Source organism: Dietzia sp. Alg238-R159 (genome assembly GCF_900537145.1).
Classification (GTDB): domain Bacteria; phylum Actinomycetota; class Actinomycetes; order Mycobacteriales; family Mycobacteriaceae; genus Dietzia; species Dietzia kunjamensis.
Window position 1 is genome coordinate 1 of the sequence record NZ_UNRI01000013.1, and the last position, 19394, is coordinate 19394.

Genomic DNA, 19394 nt, shown 5'->3' on the forward strand with positions numbered 1-19394 from the left:
GTGTTAAGCACGCCGCCAGCGTTCGTCCTGAGCCAGGATCAAACTCTCCATAAAAGCTTCTCAGCACTACGAAAAGCACAATCCAAGCAAAAACAAACCAAAAACTGGCTGTTCAAACAAAAACGCGACCCCCACGACAGGGATGTGAAAGGGTCGCAACCAAACAAAAAATTTGGCACTATCACAAACAAAACACACTGTTGAGTTCTCAAACAACACCCACACACCACTCCCCAGTCATCCGAAGACAACCAGCTCGCGGGGTAGTCACTGCAATCCGCCACCCGCTCGGGGCAACTTCTCCAGCGTAGGTGACCCGCCCGCCCCAGTCAAACCAGGAGAACCGGACACCCGCACTTTCCCACCACCCGAACCAGGCCCTCGCCTCTCGGCTCCGGCCCGCTCCCTGGCGGCTCCGATAAAGTTACACGGGCCGCGGCGAAAGTACTAATCGCCTGGTCAGAGGCGGTTTCGGCGTTGCGTGCCCGATCTCCGCCCCGTCGACCTCAACGATGGGTGGGCACTCGCTCGATCTCGCCGCCGAGGGACCGGACGTTCCCGACGAAGTCGGAGTATCCCCGGTCGATGTGGAAGACCTCGCAGACCTCGGTGACGTCGTCCGCGCACATGCCGGCCAACACGAGCCCGGCCCCGGCGCGGATGTCGCTCGCCCAGACCGTCGCGGAGTCCAGGCGCTCGCGGCCGACGATCTTGGCGTGGTGACCGTCGGTCTCGGCGGTGACGCCCATGCGGACCATCTCCTCGACGAACCGGAACCGTGCCTCGAAGAGGTTCTCGGTCACCACCGACACCCCCTCGGACACGGAGGCGAGTGCGATCGCCATCGGCTGGAGGTCGGTGGGGAAACCGGGGAAGGGCAGGGTCCGGATGTCCCGGGCCCGCGGCCGGCCCTCCTGGGCGACCCGGATCCAGTCGGGCCCGGTCTCGACGTCGGCACCCACCGCGCGCAGGTTCTCCAGCACCACATGGATGAACATGGGGTCGATGCCGGTGACGGTGACGTCGCCCCGGGTCATCACCGCACCCATGGCCCAGGTGGCCGCGACGATCCGGTCCCCGACCACCCGGTGACTGACCGGCGTCAGCTCATCGACGCCGCGGATGGTGATCGTGCTCGTCCCCGCGCCGCTGATCTGTGCCCCCATCTCGTTGAGCAGGTCGCAGATGTCGACGATCTCCGGCTCGCGCGCGGCGTTCTTGAGAACCGAGGTGCCCTCCGCCAGGACCGCCGCGGTCACGAAGGTCTCGGTCGCGCCGACGGACGGGAAGCTCAACTCGTAGTCCGCGCCCCGGAGCTCGGTCGCGTCGGCGACGAGTCGGCCGTGGTCCATGCGGGTGCGGGCGCCGAGCCGGTTGAGTCCGTTCTGGTGCCAGTTGAGGGGACGGCTTCCGATCGCGTCTCCGCCGGGCATCGCGATCACGGCGCGATGATGGCGGCCGACCAGTGGTCCCAGGATGCACACCGATGCGCGCAGGCGCTGGGCCGCTTTGTCATCGGCCACGTGCCCCAACTCAGCCGGGGTGTCGATCACGACGGTGTCGCCGGAGACCTCGACCGTGCACCCGAGGTGGCGCAGCACATCGGCCATCGCGGGGACGTCGGAGATCGTCGGGCAATTGGTCAGCGTCGTCCGCCCCTCGGCCATGAGCGCCACCGCCATCAGCTTGAGCACGCTGTTCTTGGCGCCTGATACGGAGATCTCGCCGGACAGTCGGGTACCGCCGCGGACGAGGAAGCTCTCCTCGCGGGACGTGGGATTAGCGCTCACGGTTCCACCCTAGGCGAGAGGAGGGAGGGATCCGCTCCAGCCGCGGCCCCGCGGCAGCGTAGGTTGGCCGACATGGCTGTTCACCTGACCAAGATCTATACCCGGACCGGCGACGACGGGTCCACGGGCCTCTCCGATTTCTCGCGCGTGAGCAAGAACGATCCCCGACTGGTGGCGTACGCGGACTGCGACGAGGCCAACGCGGCGATCGGCGTGGCCGTGACGCTCGGAGGCCTGGACGACCGTGTCGTCGCGGTACTGCGGACCGTGCAGAACGACCTCTTCGACGCCGGCGCGGACCTGTCGACGCCGGAGGTCGAGGACCCCAAGTACCCGCCGCTGCGCATCGAGCAGCCCTATATCGATCGCCTCGAGAGCTGGATCGACCAGTTCAACGCCGAGGTGCCGGACCTGACGTCGTTCATTTTGCCGGGCGGGACCCCGGGGGGTGCGTACCTGCACGTCGCCCGTACCGTCACCCGACGGGCGGAGCGTTCGGCATGGGCGGCCGTCGAGGCCCATCCGGAGACGACCTCGGTCCTGCCGGCGAAGTACCTGAACCGGCTGTCGGATTTGCTGTTCGTCCTGGGCCGGGTCGCGAACCCGGAGGGCGACGTCCTGTGGGTGCCCGGCGGGGGAGCGCGGCTGACCGGAGCTCAGCGGACGGAGCGCGGCTGACCGGACCGCGACCGGCCGGAGCGGTGCGGGTCAGGGCAGCGCGCCCATGCGGCGTGCTGCGTTGACCGCCTCGAACCGGGTGTGCGCGTCGAGTTTCCGCATCACCGACCGCAGGTAGCTCTTCACCGTCTCGGCACCGATGCCCATGTCGACGGCGGTCTCGATGTTGGTCTTGCCCTGGGCTACGCACGCCAGCACGTCGAGTTCGCGGCGGGACAACCGCGCGGTGGGCATCTCGGGCGGCGGGGAGACCATCTCGGCACAGATGCGTTCGAGCTCCGCGCGGACGTCCGGGTCCTCGGTGCGTGAGGCGAGCATCCGCAGGCGGGCGTGGGTCTCGCGCATCCGCTCGTTGGACAGCACGTCGTCCCACCGGCCCTCGCCGGAGCCGGGCCCGACCGGGGCGGCGCCGCGGGCCGCCAGTGCGTCGTTGACCGCGATCTCCTGTTCCAGGGCACGGGCGGTGGCCGCCATCTGGTTGAGGACCTTCTCGCCGAACCTGACCGAGGAGTGGACACCGGCGTAGATCACCGCGCGTACGTCCTTGCCCACCACGACGGGGATCGCGGCCATCGACCGCAGCCCCTCGGAGAGCACCGGCAGGTCGTACTCGTGGGTGATGACCCCGGCCCGCGGGTAGTCCGCCACGCCGACCGGCTTGCCGGTGGCCATGACCCGACCGCCCACGCCCGCCCCGTAGTGGACCTTGAGGTCCTTCATCGCCGAGGTCCGCATCCCGAGGGACTCGGACAGGACCAACGTGTGGCCCTCCCCGACGACACCACCGATCGTCACGGGGATCCCCGTGGCCTCCCGCAGCGCCGCGATCGCGCTACGCACCGAGGCGAGGTCACGCTTGCGTCGCTGGGCGTCCCCGGCGCCGCTCGGGCCGTGGCCGGTGTTGTCCTCGTCCACGAGGTCTCCTCCCTCGTCCGTGCAGCACCCCCGCCGCGGGCGGGTTGGCCCCCCTGCCGGTGCGACACTTCGGCGTCGTCAGCGCCACTATACGCACGTGGTCGGGGTGACGCCGAACCAGAACATGAGAGAGGCGTCAGGTCGTCGGGGGTACCGGCCGCAGCTTCGTCCCCGCACCGCGGTCAGGGGGTGAAAGCTGGATCGAATGCCTCCGGATCCTCGGGGTCGGCCAACATCGCGGCGACCCCGGTGACGGGCGCCGCGCGCTGTTCGTCGTAGATCCATTCCTCGACGTCGCTGGAGTCCGGGTCGCCGACGAGGTACGGGTGCAGGCCCAGCATGGCCGAGGCGTCAACCGTCTCCCCGGTGTCCAGCACGGTCTCGTCGAGGAAGCGGACCACCTCGTCGTCGTCCATCTCCACGCCGATCACCACCAGACCCTCCGGCCCCTCTCCCCCGGCGCGCAGCTCCAACCGGCGACCCACCAGAGCCACCTCGTAGCGGCGGGGGCCGTCCGCGCCTGCCAGGGTCAACGTGCCCTTGGCGCGGTAGGCGCCGGCCGGCGGCGCCGAGACCGCGGTGAGGAAGCGGCGCGGGTGCAGGGGACCGGCCGGCGTCACGGTGACGGCCGTGTAGCCGTCATGCAGGTGTCCGTGCTCGTGGTGTCCGTGCTCGTGGTGTCCGTGCTCGTGGTGTCCGTGCCCGCCGTGTCCGTGCTCGTGGCGTCCGTGCTCGCCGTTCCGGTGGCTGCCGCCGGACGTCGCGGCGGGCGCGGCGGTCGGTGCGCCGTCGGGGGCCATGTCCAGGAGCAACCCGGCCGGGACCGCGGCGCGGACCGCCGGGAGCACGGCCACGCGCGGGGCGTGGGTGCGGATCGTCGCCCGGAGCTCGCCGAACCGCTCGCGGGTGATGAGGTCGCACTTGTTGACGACGACGAGGTCGGCCTCCGCCAGGTGCGCCGCGAGTCGCGGATGTCGCGTCATGGCGTCATCGAGGCCCTCGGCGTCGACGACCTGGACCATCCCCGCATGGCGCGCCACGTGCCGCGGCACGTCGTGGACCATCCGCGACAGGACGGGCGGCTCGGCCAGGCCACTGGCCTCGATGACCGCGAAATCCAGGCCCAGCTCGGGACCCGCGAGCCGGGTGAGGGTCTCGCCGAGCTCACCGGCGTCGACCTCGCAGCACACGCAGCCGTTGGCGAGCGAGACCATGGAGTCCACCCGCCCGGCGACGGCGGTGGCGTCCACGTCGATCTCGCCGAAGTCGTTGACGATCGCGGCGATGCGCAGCCCCGGTGTGCCGGACAGCAGGTGGTTGAGCAGCGTGGTCTTGCCGGCGCCCAGGTAGCCGGTCAAGACCAGGACGGGCAGGGGCTCGCCGGGGGCGCGGTGCGCGTCATCGCGCCCACCGCCCCCGGCGAGGTGCCCGTGCCTCAGTCCGTCGTTCAGCGACGCCACTCGGGCTTCCGCTTCTCCGCGAACGCGGACATGCCCTCGGTCTGGTCCTCCGTGGCGAACAGCGCGTAGAAGGCGTTCTGCTCGGCGAGCAGGCCCTCCTCGAGAGTGGTCTCGAAGGAGCGGTTGACCGCCTGCTTCGCGACGATGGCCGTGGTCTTGCTCATGGAGGCGATCGTGGTGGCGACCTTCATGGTCTCGTCGAGCAGCTCGGCCGCGGGGACGACGCGCGCGACCAGGCCGGAGCGCTCGGCCTCGTCGGCGTCCATCTGGCGGCCGGTCAGGCACAGGTCCATGGCCTTGGCCTTGCCCACCGCACGGGTGAGGCGCTGCGAACCGCCCATGCCGGGGATGACGCCGAGGGTGATCTCGGGCTGGCCGAACTTGGCGTTGTCGCCGGCGATGATCATGTCGCACATCATCGCCAGCTCGCAGCCGCCGCCCAGGGCGAAACCGGACACGGCGGCGATGATCGGCGTGCGCGCGGCGGTGAGGCGCTTCCAGTCGTGGAAGAACCGCTCGAGGTAGATGCCCGGGTAGTTCTTGTCCTTCATTTCCTTGATGTCGGCGCCGGCCGCGAAGGCCTTGTCCGACCCGGTGATGACGATGCACCCGACCCCGGGATCGCCGTCCAACGCCTCGACGGCCTCGACGACCTCCTTCTCCATGCCGCTGGACAGCGCGTTGAGCGCCTTGGGGCGGTTGAGCGTGATGGTCGCGACCCGGTCGGTCTGCTCGACCAGGATGTTCTCGAACTGCTTCTCCGTCACGGACATGCGTGTCTCCAGTCTGTCGTCGTCAGGTGCCTGTGCGCCATTACTTGGAAGTCCTTGTAATAGCTCCGGGGCCGATGCTAGCCGGTCACCGCGCGAGCGGCCCACCGTTCCACAGTCCCGACCGTACGGCCTGGTCGTGGGTGACGGTCGCCTCGCGCGCCTCGGGCACGAGCGGGGTGTACCGCACGAGCGATCCCCAGTCGCGGTCCCAGTCGTGTTCGAGGTAGGTCGGCACCGTCTCGCCCTCGAGCAGCAACTCGATGAACCCGATGGGGCCACCGCCGTCCCACGCCTGCCACGTGTTGGTGGAGCTCACGGCCAGTCCCCGATCGGGCAGGACGCGGTACTCGGGCAGTTCGTGGACGCCGGCGTACTCGTCGAACGGGCGCAGGCACGGGGTGTGGAACGCGACCGCCCAGTCCGGCAGCACCGGCCTCGAGTCGCCGACCAGTTGCTGCATGGTGACCAGCTCCGGCATGCGCGGCGGGGTGAACGCGATCCACCGCGACGGGTCCGGGTCGAGGTCGCGCACGACCAACCGGATGGCCGAGGCGTCGGCGGGCAGGGTGTCCGTCGGTACGCGCAGGTTGCGCCAGGACGGAGCCGGCCCGATGTCGATCGGCAGGACCGAGCCCGCCACCTCGAACTCCCCGCCGCCGGTGGAATACTCGACGAGCACCGCGTCGGGAGCGAAGGACCCGGCCACGCCGATCGTGACGAGCGGGTCCTCCCTCTTCTGGCCGTTCTCCCCCTCCCCCTCGGGGAGCCGGTACCAGTTGGTGGTCGTCTCCGCGTTGAACTGCGCACCCGACTGGTGGCTGCCGAGGACCGGCACGCGGGCGGGGTCGAGTCCGAACGGCAGGACTGCGTGGCTGCCGTTGATGCCCTCCCCGATGCGCACGCCGCCCTCGGTGCCGGCGGTGGTCGACGTGGTGTCGGAGCCCTCGCCGGTGCCGGGGGTGTCGGTATCGGCCGCCTGCGTGGCGGTGAGGTCGGTCGGGATCCCGTCGGGGTCGAACACGACCGCCTCGCCGCCGGCCTCGAGTTGGTCCCGGGGCTCGCCGACGGGGGCGAGCAGGCCGGCGTTGGCGTCGGGCTCGGCGAGCACGACATCGGCGATGCCGCACGGCTCGCCGGAGAGCGCGCGGAGGTTCTGCAGACCCACCGAGTACGCGGGGTACTGGTTGCGGACCGCTGCGGCCATGGAGGCGACGATGACGACGACGACGAGGGCCGCGGCCAGCCCGAGTGGGGCGTGGGAGACCTCACGGGCGAACCGGAGCAGGGGTCCGCGGTCGCCACCGTCCCGCTCCTGCCCGGTGCGCGTCATGAACGGCTCCCGGTAGTGCAGGACCAGGGCGGCGAGGAGTGCCACGAGCATCAGCCCGAGGAACACGGAGTACAGGGTGATCCCGGCGATGGTCGGCTGGGTGCCGCCCCACGGGATGCCGTAGATGGAGATGTACCACCAGCCGTTGGTGGAGGTGAAACTCAGCGCCAGCACGAACAGGACACCGGCGAGGAAGAGCATGCGGTTGCGCAGTGACCTGGTCGCCGCCGGGAGGACCGCCATGGTCACCAGTGCCGCCAGCGCCGCGCCGATGGTGGCGAAGGCGCCGAAGTGGTGGGTCCACTTGGTGGGGTTGAGCGCCATGAACGCGATCGAGATGGCCGCCAATCCCACGATGCGGCGGGCGGGGCCCACGGACACCCCGGGGATCCGGCCCTTACGGAACAGGATCGCCGCGCAGGTGATGAGGGACAGGAGCATGGCGAGTACACCGAAACGGCGGGCCAGCGAGCCGTCCGGGGTGGGGTTCATCAGCCATTCGTAGCGCCACACCTCCTCGTACCAGCTGCCCGAGGGGCCGACATCCCCGAGCAGCGCCGACGACTGCAGCGTGGTGACCAGCGGCTGGTCGAGGAAGATCAGGTGCAGCACGCCCAGTCCGGCGGCCAGCAGCGGCGCGACGGTCGGTACCCAGCCGTCGCGCTTCGCGCGCCGGATGACGAGCAGCAGTAGTGGCCTGGACGCGGCGAGGATGACCGCGATGCAGAACGTTCCCGTGGGCGCTGCGGACAGGGTGAGCCCACCGATGATGAACCCGGTCGCCGCGGGTAGCAGCCGTCCCGTCGCGAGGGCCCGCTCGAGCGAGACCCAGGTGGCCAGGACACCGAAGGCGATGATCGGTTCGGGCCGGAGGCCGTTGTTGTAGGTGAGCCAGAACGCGAGGAAGACCGCGGCGGTGCTCCACCGCACGGCCGCGGCGCGGCGGGCGGCGATGCCGAGCCTCGGGATGACCTCCCGGGACAGCAGGATCCACGAGGCGATGCCGAGCAGCAGCGCGGGCAGTCGGAGCCAGACGCTGCCCAGCGAGATGGCGCTCATCGCTGTGTAGAGGTAGTACGGCATGCCGAACGGCGCGTACGGAGCCCCGTAGTAGCGGAACACCTCGGGCATGTAGCCGCTGGAGACGGCAGCGCGCGCCTCGGTGAGGATGTAGCCGTCGTCGGCGGTGTTGGCCCCGATGACGTGCCACACCAGGAGCGTCGCCACGACCAGCAGGTCCAGCGGACGCGGTTTCCACCAGCCCGGTGGGAGGACGCGTCGCGCGGTCCGCCCGTCCCGCAGGTCGAGCCGGTGCAACGCGACGAGTGCCACGAGGATCGCGAGGATGCCCACGACGATCGCGATCTGCTTGATGGCGGTCGCCTGCGTGGTGTAGCGCGAGTCGACCGTGATGTCGACGGCCATGCCCTCCGGTGCCGCGCCCTCCAGGTCGGTGAACACCCCGACCACCTGTGGACGGAGGTCCGCGTCGATCCGGCCCCCGACGCCCTGCCCGTCGATCTCCAGGCCGACGAACTCGGCACCGATCGAGCCGGAGTCGGCCGTGACGCGGATCGTGGAGCACGCGCCGGGCGCGGCGACCGCGTCGGTGGGCGCGGAGGCGACGAGCGCGTTGCGGCTGCGGACCTCCACGTCGGGGCCGGCCACGGACACCATGAGCGCGCGGGCCGCCGCGTTCTCCCCCGCCTCGCGGGGCGCGGTCGAGACCAGCACGCCGTCCTCGCGGCCGTCGGGCAACTGCCCGACGGCCGTGCACGGCACCTCGACGGTGAGGTCGAGCGGGTAGTACGCGACGAGCGGCGCGGTGACCGGCTCGAGGGTGCCCGCCTCGGGCCAGCTGACGGTGGAGGTGGTCTGCGTGACCGGCAGCAGCGGCACGATGATCGCGAGCAGGATGCCGACGAGTCCGCTGACGGCGGCGACGATCCCCCACCGAGGTCCCCTACGGGACTTTTCCGGCACGTCAGGGACCTCGGCGGCAGTCGATGGCATGGCGTCCACGCTATAACGAGGGGAGGACGTTCCCCGAAACGACGAACGCGCCGGAGGGGGTTCCCTCCGACGCGTTCGTCGGTGTTGTGGCCAGAGTCGGGATCGAACCGACGACCTTCCGCTTTTCAGGCGGACGCTCGTACCAACTGAGCTACCTGGCCCTAAGACCACCGGCGCACCCGGTGAACACCGAATGCGCCGGTATGTCTCTGGCGACCCTGACGGGACTCGAACCCGCGACCTCCGCCGTGACAGGGCGGCGCGCTAACCAACTGCGCCACAGGGCCGTGCTCTTCGCACGAGAAAGAACATTAGTGGACCGCCCGACCTTTGCGCAAATCGGCCCCCTGCCAGCCGTATCCGAGCACGTCAGGGTCGCGACAGAAGCACGCGTGCCATGAATGCACGAGGTCCCGGCCACCTGACGGTGACCGGGACCTCGACCATGTGTACCCCCTACGGGATTCGAACCCGCGCTGCCGGCGTGAAAGGCCGGTGTCCTAGGCCGCTAAACGAAGGGGGCCTACGCCACGTCCGGGTGCCCCGGTCCGCAGCGGGGTCCAGTGTAGGGCACCGCCCACCGGGCGGATAAACCAACCGCACACGAGGACGGTATCGTGACCGTCGCCCCTATAGCTCAGTTGGTAGAGCTACGGACTTTTAATCCGCAGGTCGTCGGTTCGAGCCCGACTGGGGGCACCATGTACCGCCCGGCGCGCGGGCCCATTGGACCTGCTCGCGCCCCGCTGGGAGAATCGGGGTCATGTCCGCACCCACCGCCGCCGCGGCCCCCGCACTGCGCATCGGCCCCCTGGAGCTCGCGTCCCCCGTCGTCCTGGCGCCGATGGCCGGGGTCACCAACGTCGCGTTCCGCACGCTCTGCCGCGAGATCGAGCGTGACCAGCAGGGCTCGGTGTCCGGCCTGTACGTCTGCGAGATGGTCACCGCCCGCGCCCTGGTGGAACGCCAGCCCGGGACGCTGCACATGGCCACCTTCGCCCCGGACGAGTCGCCGCGCAGTCTGCAGCTGTACACGGTCGACGCCGAGTACACCTACGCGGCCGCCAAGATGATCGTCGACGAGGACCTGGCCGATCACATCGACATCAACTTCGGGTGCCCCGTGCCCAAGGTCACCAGACGCGGTGGCGGGTCCGCCATCCCCTACAAGCGCCGGTTGTTCCGCTCGATCGTCGCCGCGGCGGTCCGCGCCACCGAGGGCACCGACATCCCGGTGACGGTGAAGATGCGCGTCGGCATCGACGACGCCCACCACACCCATCTCGACGCCGGCCGCATCGCCGTCGAGGAGGGCGCGCAGGCCGTCGCGCTCCACGCGCGGACGGCCGCCCAGCGGTACTCCGGGGAGGCGGACTGGTCGCAGATCTCCCGGCTCGTCGAGCACGTCGGGGCGGTCTCGGATGTGCCGGTGCTGGGGAACGGCGACATCTTCTCCGCCGAGGACGCCGTGCGGATGCGTGAACAGACCGGCTGCGCGGGCGTGGTGATCGGCCGCGGTTGCCTCGGCCGTCCGTGGCTCTTCTCCGAACTGGCCGCACGGTTGGACGGTCGTGAGGCGCCGACCCCGCCCGCGCTGGGCGAGGTCGCGCGCATCATGTACCGCCACGGCGAACTCCTCGCGCAGCACCACGGCGAGGACAAGGGGATGCGCGACATCCGCAAGCACGTCGCGTGGTACCTCCGGGGCTTCCCGGCCGGATCGCAGAAACGGGTCGGCCTGTCCGCCGTCCGCAGCCTGGACGACCTGGCCGAGCTGCTCGCGGACCTTCCCGCCGACGAGCCCTTCCCTGCCGACGGGTACGGACCGCGGGGGCGTCAGGGCTCCCCCTCCAAGGTGCTGCTGCCCGAGGGCTGGCTCGATGACCCGGAAGACGACGCCACCGCGCTCGAGGGCGCGGACGCCGAGAACTCGGGCGGCTGAGCCCACCGCGGACGAATGTTCACCGGTCGTTCACCGCACCGGCGGTGACCGCCCTGACATGCGCGTATTCTGGCAACATGCGTCTTGTCTACTCCGAAGAACTCGCGGGCCTGGCCACGTCCATGGCCCGGATGTGCTCCCTCGCGACCGATGACATGGAGCTGGCGACCCACGCCCTGCTCCAGGTCGACCTCGTCGCCGCGGAGAAGGTCCTGGAGTCCGCGACGGAGATGTCCAGGCTGGCGACCGAGAACGAGGAGCGGGGTTTCGCCCTGCTCGCCCTCCAGGCGCCCGTCGCGCGGGACCTGCGACAGGTGGTCACGTCGATCCAGCTCGTGCAGGACCTCGTCCGGATGGGCACCCTCGCCGGACACGTCGCCAAGATCGTCCGCCGTCGCCATCCCGAGCCGGTCCTGCCGGAGCCCGTCAACGGCTACCTCGCCGAGATGGGCCGGGTGGCGGTCTCACTGGGGCGCTCCGCCACCGAGGTCCTCCTCAACCGTGATGCCGAGCAGGCGGCCACGCTGGCACGGCAGGATGATGCCGTCGACGACCTCCGGCGCCATCTGTTCACCCTGCTCACCGTCCGGGAGTGGAAGTGGGGCGTCGCCTGCGCGGTCGACGTCACCCTCCTGGGCAGGTACTACGAGCGCTTCGCCGACCACGCCGTAGAGGTCGCCCAGCGCGTGATCTTCCTGGCGACCGGCGAGTACGCCACCGTCCCCGAGGACGACCCCGAGCGCCCGTCCCCCTCCAGCGAGGAACTGGTGCGCCAGTTCAACGAGACGGACCGGACCTTCAAGGAGCGCATCGCCCGCCACGAGGCCACGGGCCGGGACGGCACCGCCGGGGACTCTTGACACACCGCGACCTGACGTGGGGGAACGTCACTGCCCCGGTGCCGGCCTCGAGGCCTGTACCGGGGCAGTGACGTCCGTGTGAGCGCCGGGACGGGTCAGCCGAAACGGCCGGACACGTAGTCCTCGGTCTGCTTGTTGTCCGGGTTGGAGAAGATCTTCTCCGTGGAGTTGACCTCGACCAGTTGACCCGGCATGCCAGTGGCCTCGAGGGAGAAGAACGCGGTCTGATCGGACACGCGGGCGGCCTGCTGCATGTTGTGGGTGACGATCACGATCGTGAACTCGTTCTTGAGCTCGGCGATGAGGTCCTCCACGGCCAGTGTCGAGATCGGGTCGAGCGCGGAACAGGGTTCATCCATCAGGAGTACCTGCGGCTCGATGGCGATCGCGCGGGCGATGCACAGACGCTGCTGCTGGCCGCCGGAGAGCCCACCACCGGGCTTGTCGAGGCGGTCCTTCACCTCGTTCCAGAGATTCGCACCGCGCAGCGACTTCTCGGCGACCTCGTCGAGGGTCTTCTTGTTCTTGACGCCCTGGAGCCTGAGCCCCGCGACCACGTTCTCCTTGATCGACATCGTGGGGAACGGGTTGGGGCGCTGGAAGACCATCCCGATGGTCCGCCGGACGGCGACGGGGTCGATCTTCTTGTCGTAGATGTCCACACCGTCGAGCTTGATGGAGCCCTTGACGTAGGCCCCGGCGATCTCCTCGTGCATCCGGTTGAGGGAGCGCAGGACGGTGGACTTGCCACATCCGGAAGGGCCGATGAACGCGGTCACGGACCGGGGCGGGACGTGGAGGTCGACGTCCTTCACCGCGTGGAAGTCACCGTAGAAGATATCGACGTTCTCGAGGTCGAGTCGCTTTGCCATCTGAACCGATGTGTCCTTACTTGGTCTTCGGCGCGAGCGCCTTGGAAGCGAACGCCGCGAGAACGTTCGCGAGCGCAATGATGAGGATGAGCGTGAGGGCCGCGCCCCAGATGCGGTACTGACCGGCGTCGTTGGGGTTGGACAACTGGTTGTAGATCAGCAGTGGCAGCGAGGCCATGTTGCCCTGGAAGAGGTCGTAGTTGTAGCTCGCGGTGTACCCCACCAGGATCAGCACGGGCGCGGTCTCCCCCATCACCCGGGCGAGCGCCAGGAAGATGCCCGAGATCATCCCCGACAGCGCGGTGGGGATGACCACGCTGGTGATGGTCTTCCACTTGGGCACCCCCAACGCGTACGAGGCTTCACGCAACTCATCCGGGACGAGCTTGAGCATCTCCTCGGTGGAGCGGACGATCAGCGGGATCATGAGCAGGACCAACGCGAGTCCCACAGCGAAGGCGCTCAACTCGAACTGCAGCATCGTGATCCAGATGCCGAAGATGAAGATCGCCGCGACCACCGAGGGGATGCCGGCGAGGACGTCCACCATGAGGGTGGTGGGTCGCGCCAGCGTGGAGTCGGGGTACTCCACGAGCATGATGCCGGCGGCGATGCCCAGAGGGATCGAGATGACGGCCGCGATGAGCGCCTGGATGAGGCTGCCGTAGATGGCGTGACCGACGCCGCCCGCGAGCGACGACGGCGATACCAGGAAGAGCGAGTTCGTCCACCAGTTCGGGTTGATGATCGCCTCGGCCCCCGCGGAGACCACCTTGTAGAGCAGCGCGATCAACGGGATCACCGCGATGATGAACGACAGGGTGAACACGACCGTCGCCACGGAGTTCTTCGCCTTCCGCCCACCGGAGACGGGGAGGAAGGTCTCGGACGGCTTGGCCGGTCGTGCGAGGTCGGGGGTTACCTGGGACATCAGCCGTTGACCTTTCCACCGGACACCGAGCGCGCGATGAGATTGACGATGAACGTGAGGAGGAAGAGCACGAGCCCGGCGGCGATGTAGGCCCCGGTCGACATCGGGTTGTTGAATTCCGCGGACCCGGAAGCGATCTTCGACGCGAACGTGAAGCCCCCGTCGAACAGGGAGAGGCCGCTGGCCGAGCTCGAGGCACGGAGGATGATGAGCACCGCCACCGTCTCACCGAGCGCTCTGCCGAGGGCGAGCATCGACCCGGCGATCATGCCCGATTTGGCGTAGGGGAAGCACGTCATCCGGATCTTCTCCCACTTCGTCGCGCCGAGTGCCAGAGCGGCCTCCTGGTGCAACGACGGGGTCTGACGGATCGTCTCGCGGGACATCGAGGTGATGATCGGGAGGATCATGATCGCGAGCACGATGCCCGCGGTGAAGATGGTCCCGCCTCCGGCGATCGAGACGTTCCCGTCGGCGAAGAGGAAGAACCACCCCAGGTTCTCGTTGAGCCAGGTGGCGAAGGGGGTGATCCAGGGGCCGAGGACGATGAGTCCCCACATCCCGTACACGATCGACGGGACGGCCGCCAGCAGGTCGATCACCGCCGACAGCGCCCGGGAGATCCGGGGTGGCGCGTACTGGACGAGGAACGTCGCGATCCCGATCGCGACGGGCACCGCGAGCAGCAGTGCGAAGACCGAGCTCAGGACCGTGACCTTCAACAGGTCGAGGATGCCGAACCTCAGGTTGTCGGGATCGGTCGTGTTCCACTCGGAACTGGTGAAGAAGTTGACCTGGTCCTCGAGGATGGAGGGCACCGCCTGGAGGACCAGCACGATGCCGATCAGCGCGATGAGCCCGACGATGATCGCGCCCGCCGCGACCGTGACCGACCGGAAGACGGAGTCGATGTTCCGGGACGACCCGTTGGTGAGCAGGCCCCGTGGGCCGTCTTGCCGGCCCCCGGCCCCCGGGTGGTCGTCCTCCGACCATTCACCGCGGCGGCCGGCGGTCTTGTCGACGTCTCGTTCGACGGAGTCGTGCACAGTCATGGGACCTTCAGTCTTCCGGGGGTCTGTATGAGGTCGGTCGACGTCCCCGTCCGCGGACGGGGACGGCGACCGGGCTATCACTTGATCGCGTCGATCGCGTCAGTCAGCTTGCCACGGAAGGCGTCGGGAACCGGAATGTAACCCTCGCCCTCGAGCTCACCCTGCACGGACTCGGAGACGGCGACGTTCAGGAAGGCCTTGACCGCAGCAGCGGTCTCGGCGTCGGGGTACTCGGAGCAGACGATTTCGTAGGTCGGCATGAGGATCGGGTAGGCCCCCGCGGCCTCCGGGACGTAGAAGGACGAGGTGTCGATCACCAGGTCGTTGGTCCCCTCGTTCTGCAGCTTGGCGGAGTCGATGGTCGTGCCCGCGGTCTCGGCGTTGAGCTCCACGCCCTCGGCGTCCGCCGGCGTGATGACCTTGACCATCGACAGGCCCTGGTTCTTGGCGTAGGACCACTCGGTGTAGGTGATGGTCCCCGGGGTCTGGCCGATCGCGGCCGAGACACCCTCGTTGCCCTTGGCGCCCTCGCCGACGCCGCCGTTGAACGTCTTGCCGGCCTCCTGGGTCCACGCGCCGTCGGACGCGGCCACGAGGTACTTCTGGAAGTTGTCGGTCGTACCCGACTCGTCGGAGCGGAAGATCACGGTGATGTCCTGCTCGGGGAGCTCCACTCCCTCGTTCTCCGCGGCGATGGCCGGGTCGTTCCACGTGGTGATCTCGCCGTTGAAGATCTGGGCGATGGTGGAGCCCGACAGGCTGAGCTCGACCCCGTCGAGGTTGTAGGCCACCGCGATCGGACCGAAGACCGCCGGAAGGTTCCACGCGGGGCTCTCACAGCGCTGCTCGGCCTGGGGGTACTCGTCCGCCTTCAGCGCCGAGTCGGAACCGCCGAAGTCGGTCTGTCCACCGATGAACTCTTTCACGCCGGCGCCGGAGCCGTTGGAGTTGTAGTCGATGGTCTGTCCCTCACAACTCGTGGCGTAGGAGTTGGCGAAGATCGTCATGGCGTTGTTCTGCGCCGAGGATCCCGAGGCATTGAGGTTGGGCTTCCCCTCGCACTCGACGCCCGCGACGTTCTGGGCGGTGTCGTTGGTCCCCGCGTTGTCGTCGGAGCAGGCGGCCAGTCCGGCCGTCGTCAGGGCGGCCAGCCCGAGCAGGGCACCGGTGCGCTTGAGGTCCACAGAATCTCCTTGGTTCATCCGGTGGAGACCTCCACCGGGTCACGTTGTCGGCGACTGGGTCGCAGGGCCGGACCGGGACGCGCCGATCCGACGTGGAGAGAACCTAGGGTGCGGACGTGAACAACGCCGAGGACGTAGGTGAACCCGAGATGAACTCCCTGGTCATGGGTTGTTCACCCGGACAGACGTTTCTCCCCCCGCGGTACCCCACCTGGGGTGATCCTGAGATCTCGTCTCCGGACCGCCGCGGAATTCAGCGTGAGGCATACGTCACGTCTCGGTGCTCGACGGCGAAACCGAGCCTCTCGTAGGTGCGGATGGCCGGGAGGTTGTCGCCCTCCACGTAGAGGACGACCGATTCCGCCCCGGCCCGGCCCTCGAGGTGCTCGACCCCGACGGCGGTGAGCAGTCCGCCCAGGCCCCTGCCCTGGTCAGACGGGTCCACGGCGACCACGTAGACCTCGCCCTCGACCGGCTGCCCGGGCTCGGCGACGGTCTTCGTCCAGTGGAACCCGGCCAGCCGCGGCGTCTCGCCCGCGGCATCCACGGCGAGGAAGACCGCGCCGGGATCCACCCAGTCGACGCCGAGCCGGTCGTCGAGCTGCTCTCGCGTCCAGCCCCCCTGTTCCGGATGCCACGAGAACGCGGCGTTGTTCACGCGGAGGAACTCCTCCCGGGTGTCCATCCCCGGCCACCGCGACCCGCCCTCCGACGCGGCCTCGGCGAGGGTTCCGGTCTCGATCCCCCCGGGCGGGTGCGGATCCGGAAGCGCGGGCCCGCCGGCGGCGCGCCGGCGCATCTTCAGCAGTTCGCGTGTCCGCGCCAGCCCGAGGCCCTCTGCCAGGGCCCGCGCGGACGGCATGTCACCGTGCGCCCACATCGCGGCGCCGGGCTCGGCTTCGAGGACCGCGCGGACGAGGGCGCTCCCGTGCCCCCGGCGCCGGTGCGAGGGGTCCACGACCAGTTCCGCCGAGGCCTCGTCCCCGGCGCCGACGAGCTGGGCGTAGCCGACGATCGCGGGGTCAGCGGAACCCCCGCCCGCGGCGGCACCGGGCTCATCGGGGTCGGTCGCGAGGAAGTGACGCGCCCCGCCGGCCGGCCCGCGGAGGGCCCGGAGGGGTTGCTCACCGAGGGGTGCGACCCCGTCGACCGATCCCGCCTGCCGTGCCATCGCCTCGATGCGGTCGGCGGCACCGGCGTCCGGTGCGCGTTCGGTGACTGTCATGCGTCGCCTCCGTCCTCCCTGCGATCCGACGGCCGGACCGCTTTGTACCCGACGTTACGGACGGTGCCGATCAGCGACTCGTGATCGGGACCGAGCTTGGCGCGCAGTCGCCGGACGTGGACGTCGACGGTCCGGGTTCCACCGAAGAAGTCGTAACCCCACACCTCCTGGAGCAGCTGCGCGCGGGAGAAGACCCGGCCGGGATGCTGGCACAGGTGCTTGAGGAGCTCGAACTCCTTGTAGGTCAGATCCAGGGGGCGCCCCTTGACGCGGGCGACGTAGGTCTCCTCGTCGATGACCAGCTCGCCGACCGTGAGGAGGCCACCGTCCGCCTCGCCCTGGGACGAGTGCCGCGCGGCGGCGAGGCGGAACCGGGCGTCCACCTCCGCCGGCCCGGTGGTCGGCAGGAGGATGTCGTCGAGGCCCCAGTCCCCGCTGACGGCGATCAGTCCCCCCTCGGAGACGACGGCGATGACGGCGAGGTCCCCGCCACCGGACAGCAGCCTGCACAGTGCCCGCGACGCCGCGAGATCACTCCGCGCGTCGACCAGGGCGAGTGCCGCACCGGAGAGATCCCCCAGCGAGGACGCCAGCGGCGGGAGTACACGCACCGAGTGCGGGAGGAGAGGCAGCGCGGGGATGACCGCCTCCGGGTCTGCTTCAGCGGCGAGGAGCACTACGTCCATGTCGCTTCCTCTCCGTCCGGGGGCCGAGACGATACTAGCGACCCGCACCCCCGAAACGGGGATTGGAGTACACCTGAATGCCATGAGACTCCCCCGCCCCGTCGTCATCGCGGCTGTCGCCGTGGCCGTCGTGGCCGGCAGCGCCTTCACCGTGGAGACGGTGTCCGCCTCACGGATCGAGGCCGACCTGTCCGGTCGGATCGACCCGGGGAACACTGGTGCCGGGCCCCCCTCGGTGACGATCGGCGGCGCGCCGGGGTCGCGGTGGTCCGGCCCGGACACCCTCGTCTCGGCGACGATCCGGGTCGAAGGGGTCGACCGGCCCGGGCTCGGGCCGGTCGCGGTGGAGGCCGTGGCCACCGACGTCTCCGTGCCGGAGGACCCGACCGGTCCGCTGACCGCCGGGGCGGTGACGGTCTCGGTACAGATCACCGGGGCCTCGCTCGGCCCGGCCCTGGGGATGCGGGACGTGCTGGTCGGCGCGGCCGACGACCCGAGCCTCGCCGGGGGTACCGAGACCCGGGCCCGGGTCACCGGGACACTCGAGGGATCCGACGTCCGCGTCTCGGCGTTCGTCGACCTCGTCGTCGACGACCTCGGCGCACGGCTCGTCCCCGTGGCACCCGCGACCGGGCCGGCGGGGTTCCCCGACGGCGACGGCGAGCTGGCCCTGCGCCGCACGGCACTGACGTTGGAACCGGACGTCCTCCCGCTGGGCGTGGCGGTCGAGACCCTCAGCATCACGGGCGGCACCATCACCGCCGCCGGTGACGGCGGGCCCGGCACCGCGCCGCTCGACGGCCTCGCACGGACGGACCTCTAGACTCGGGCCCATGAGTCGCGACGACGTACTGGTCAGCACCCGCTGGGCCTCCTCGCGCCTGGCCGACGACTCGGTGGTCTTCCTCGAGGTCGACGAGGACGTGACGGCCTACCACTCCGACGGGCACATCCCCGGTGCCGTCGCGCTGAACTGGCGAACCGAACTCCAGCAGGAGTACACGCGCGATCTCGTCGACCGTGAGCGGTTCGGCGAACTCCTGTCCGTTCGGGGCATCACCCGCGAGCACACCGTGGTGGTCTACGGCGGTAACCACAACTGGTTCGCCGCCTACGCCTACTGGTACCTCCGGCTGTACGGGCACCCCGACGTCCGCCTCCTCGACGGTGGCCGTATGCGCTGGGAACGGGACGGCCTGCCACTGGAGACCGAGCTGCCGCAGCGCCCGGCGACCGAGTACGTCGCCGAGCCCCAGGACCTGTCGATCCGGGCGTTCCGCGAGGACGTGCTCTCGGGCCTCGGCAGTGACGCGCTCGTCGACGTGCGATCGGTCGACGAGTTCACCGGCCGGCTCGCCGCACCGGCCGGCCTGCCCCAGGAGGGCGGCCGACAGCGCGGGCACATCCCCGGCGCGGTGAGCATTCCGTGGAACCGAGCCGTCACCCGCGACGGTACGTTCCGGCCCGACGCCGAGCTCCGCGAGATCTACGCCGATCTTCTCGGCACCCCCGGGCAGCGCGTCGTCACGTACTGCCGGATCGGCGAGCGGTCCAGCCACACCTGGTTCGTCCTCCACGAGCTCCTCGATCAACCGAACGTCGTCAACTACGACGGCAGCTGGGTGGAGTACGGCTCCCTCATCGGGGTCCCCGTCGAACGGTGAGCCGTGTGTTCACCCCGGC

At 69.7% G+C, this 19394-nt stretch carries 17 protein-coding genes and 4 tRNA genes; 7 read left to right on the top strand and 14 right to left on the bottom strand.

The features are described from left to right. On the top strand, positions 1–204 hold a 204-nt coding region (locus G6R20_RS18560), incomplete at its 5' end, for a hypothetical protein (RefSeq protein ID WP_205475946.1). A 302-nt stretch (positions 205–506) separates the two neighbouring features. Here G6R20_RS18560 and murA read toward each other — a convergent pair. Next, positions 507–1790: a UDP-N-acetylglucosamine 1-carboxyvinyltransferase gene (murA, locus tag G6R20_RS17120; protein WP_120284445.1), complete on the bottom strand. Its 1284-nt coding sequence runs from the start codon at positions 1788–1790 to the stop codon at positions 507–509. Between the two features lie 72 nt (positions 1791–1862). Between murA and G6R20_RS17125 the strand changes: the two genes are divergently transcribed. Further along, a complete protein-coding gene (locus G6R20_RS17125; protein WP_067712052.1) occupies positions 1863–2468 on the top strand; it encodes a cob(I)yrinic acid a,c-diamide adenosyltransferase in 606 nt (201 codons plus the stop codon). A gap of 30 nt (positions 2469–2498) precedes the next feature. Here G6R20_RS17125 and G6R20_RS17130 read toward each other — a convergent pair whose 3' ends face one another. The 7 genes from G6R20_RS17130 to G6R20_RS17160 all read right to left on the bottom strand — a co-directional run bounded on the left by G6R20_RS17130 (position 2499) and on the right by G6R20_RS17160 (position 9482). Continuing rightward, positions 2499–3383, bottom strand: coding sequence for a LuxR C-terminal-related transcriptional regulator (locus G6R20_RS17130; RefSeq protein WP_132063991.1), 885 nt, complete (start codon positions 3381–3383; stop codon positions 2499–2501). 182 nt (positions 3384–3565) lie between these two features. Then, entirely contained in the window at positions 3566–4843 is a 1278-nt protein-coding gene (locus tag G6R20_RS17135; protein ID WP_163377123.1) for a GTP-binding protein, read from the bottom strand. After that, the gene (locus G6R20_RS17140; protein ID WP_163377124.1) at positions 4831–5616 is read right to left on the bottom strand and encodes an enoyl-CoA hydratase; all 786 of its coding nucleotides are present in this window, start codon (positions 5614–5616) and stop codon (positions 4831–4833) included. Before G6R20_RS17140 ends, G6R20_RS17135 begins: the two co-directional genes overlap by 13 nt. 85 nt (positions 5617–5701) lie before the next feature. Then, positions 5702–8959: an arabinosyltransferase domain-containing protein gene (locus G6R20_RS17145; RefSeq protein ID WP_163377125.1), complete on the bottom strand. Its 3258-nt coding sequence runs from the start codon at positions 8957–8959 to the stop codon at positions 5702–5704. Between the two features lie 87 nt (positions 8960–9046). Then, positions 9047–9120 (bottom strand) — tRNA-Phe (locus tag G6R20_RS17150). Between the two features lie 49 nt (positions 9121–9169). Then, positions 9170–9246, bottom strand: a tRNA-Asp gene (locus tag G6R20_RS17155). A gap of 163 nt (positions 9247–9409) precedes the next feature. Then, positions 9410–9482 (bottom strand) — tRNA-Glu (locus G6R20_RS17160). Between the two features lie 103 nt (positions 9483–9585). Here G6R20_RS17160 and G6R20_RS17165 point away from each other — a divergent pair. The 3 genes from G6R20_RS17165 to phoU all read left to right on the top strand — a co-directional run bounded on the left by G6R20_RS17165 (position 9586) and on the right by phoU (position 11761). Then, positions 9586–9661: transfer RNA gene (locus G6R20_RS17165), tRNA-Lys, on the top strand. A gap of 61 nt (positions 9662–9722) precedes the next feature. Then, positions 9723–10901, top strand: coding sequence for a tRNA dihydrouridine synthase DusB (gene dusB / locus G6R20_RS17170; protein ID WP_163377126.1), 1179 nt, complete (start codon positions 9723–9725; stop codon positions 10899–10901). A 77-nt stretch (positions 10902–10978) separates the two neighbouring features. Continuing rightward, positions 10979–11761, top strand: coding sequence for a phosphate signaling complex protein PhoU (phoU, locus tag G6R20_RS17175; protein WP_067712032.1), 783 nt, complete (start codon positions 10979–10981; stop codon positions 11759–11761). 95 nt (positions 11762–11856) lie between these two features. On the opposite strand, the gene pstB is transcribed toward phoU, so the two are convergent. The 6 genes from pstB to G6R20_RS17205 form a co-directional block, all read right to left on the bottom strand. Next, a complete protein-coding gene (gene pstB / locus G6R20_RS17180) occupies positions 11857–12633 on the bottom strand; it encodes a phosphate ABC transporter ATP-binding protein PstB (protein ID WP_067712029.1) in 777 nt (258 codons plus the stop codon). A 16-nt stretch (positions 12634–12649) separates the two neighbouring features. Further along, positions 12650–13564 (bottom strand): phosphate ABC transporter permease PstA, encoded by a 915-nt coding sequence (gene pstA / locus G6R20_RS17185; RefSeq protein WP_163377127.1) that lies wholly within the window; start codon positions 13562–13564, stop codon positions 12650–12652. Further along, positions 13564–14616 (bottom strand): phosphate ABC transporter permease subunit PstC, encoded by a 1053-nt coding sequence (gene pstC, locus G6R20_RS17190; protein ID WP_163377128.1) that lies wholly within the window; start codon positions 14614–14616, stop codon positions 13564–13566. Before pstC ends, pstA begins: the two co-directional genes overlap by 1 nt. Before the next feature lie 77 nt (positions 14617–14693). Beyond that, complete coding sequence (gene pstS, locus G6R20_RS17195) at positions 14694–15800, bottom strand: phosphate ABC transporter substrate-binding protein PstS (protein ID WP_205475948.1); 1107 nt, start codon at positions 15798–15800, stop codon at positions 14694–14696. 253 nt (positions 15801–16053) lie between these two features. After that, the gene (gene mshD, locus G6R20_RS17200) at positions 16054–17025 is read right to left on the bottom strand and encodes a mycothiol synthase (RefSeq protein WP_163377130.1); all 972 of its coding nucleotides are present in this window, start codon (positions 17023–17025) and stop codon (positions 16054–16056) included. Next, on the bottom strand, positions 17022–17711 hold the full coding sequence (locus G6R20_RS17205) for a response regulator transcription factor (protein ID WP_067712021.1): 690 nt from the start codon (positions 17709–17711) through the stop codon (positions 17022–17024). Before G6R20_RS17205 ends, mshD begins: the two co-directional genes overlap by 4 nt. 82 nt (positions 17712–17793) lie before the next feature. Here G6R20_RS17205 and G6R20_RS17210 point away from each other — a divergent pair, with 82 nt between their 5' ends. Continuing rightward, positions 17794–18534: a DUF2993 domain-containing protein gene (locus G6R20_RS17210; protein ID WP_132063998.1), complete on the top strand. Its 741-nt coding sequence runs from the start codon at positions 17794–17796 to the stop codon at positions 18532–18534. A 10-nt stretch (positions 18535–18544) separates the two neighbouring features. Next, complete coding sequence (locus G6R20_RS17215; protein WP_067712016.1) at positions 18545–19375, top strand: sulfurtransferase; 831 nt, start codon at positions 18545–18547, stop codon at positions 19373–19375. Positions 19376–19394 lie beyond the last annotated feature (19 nt).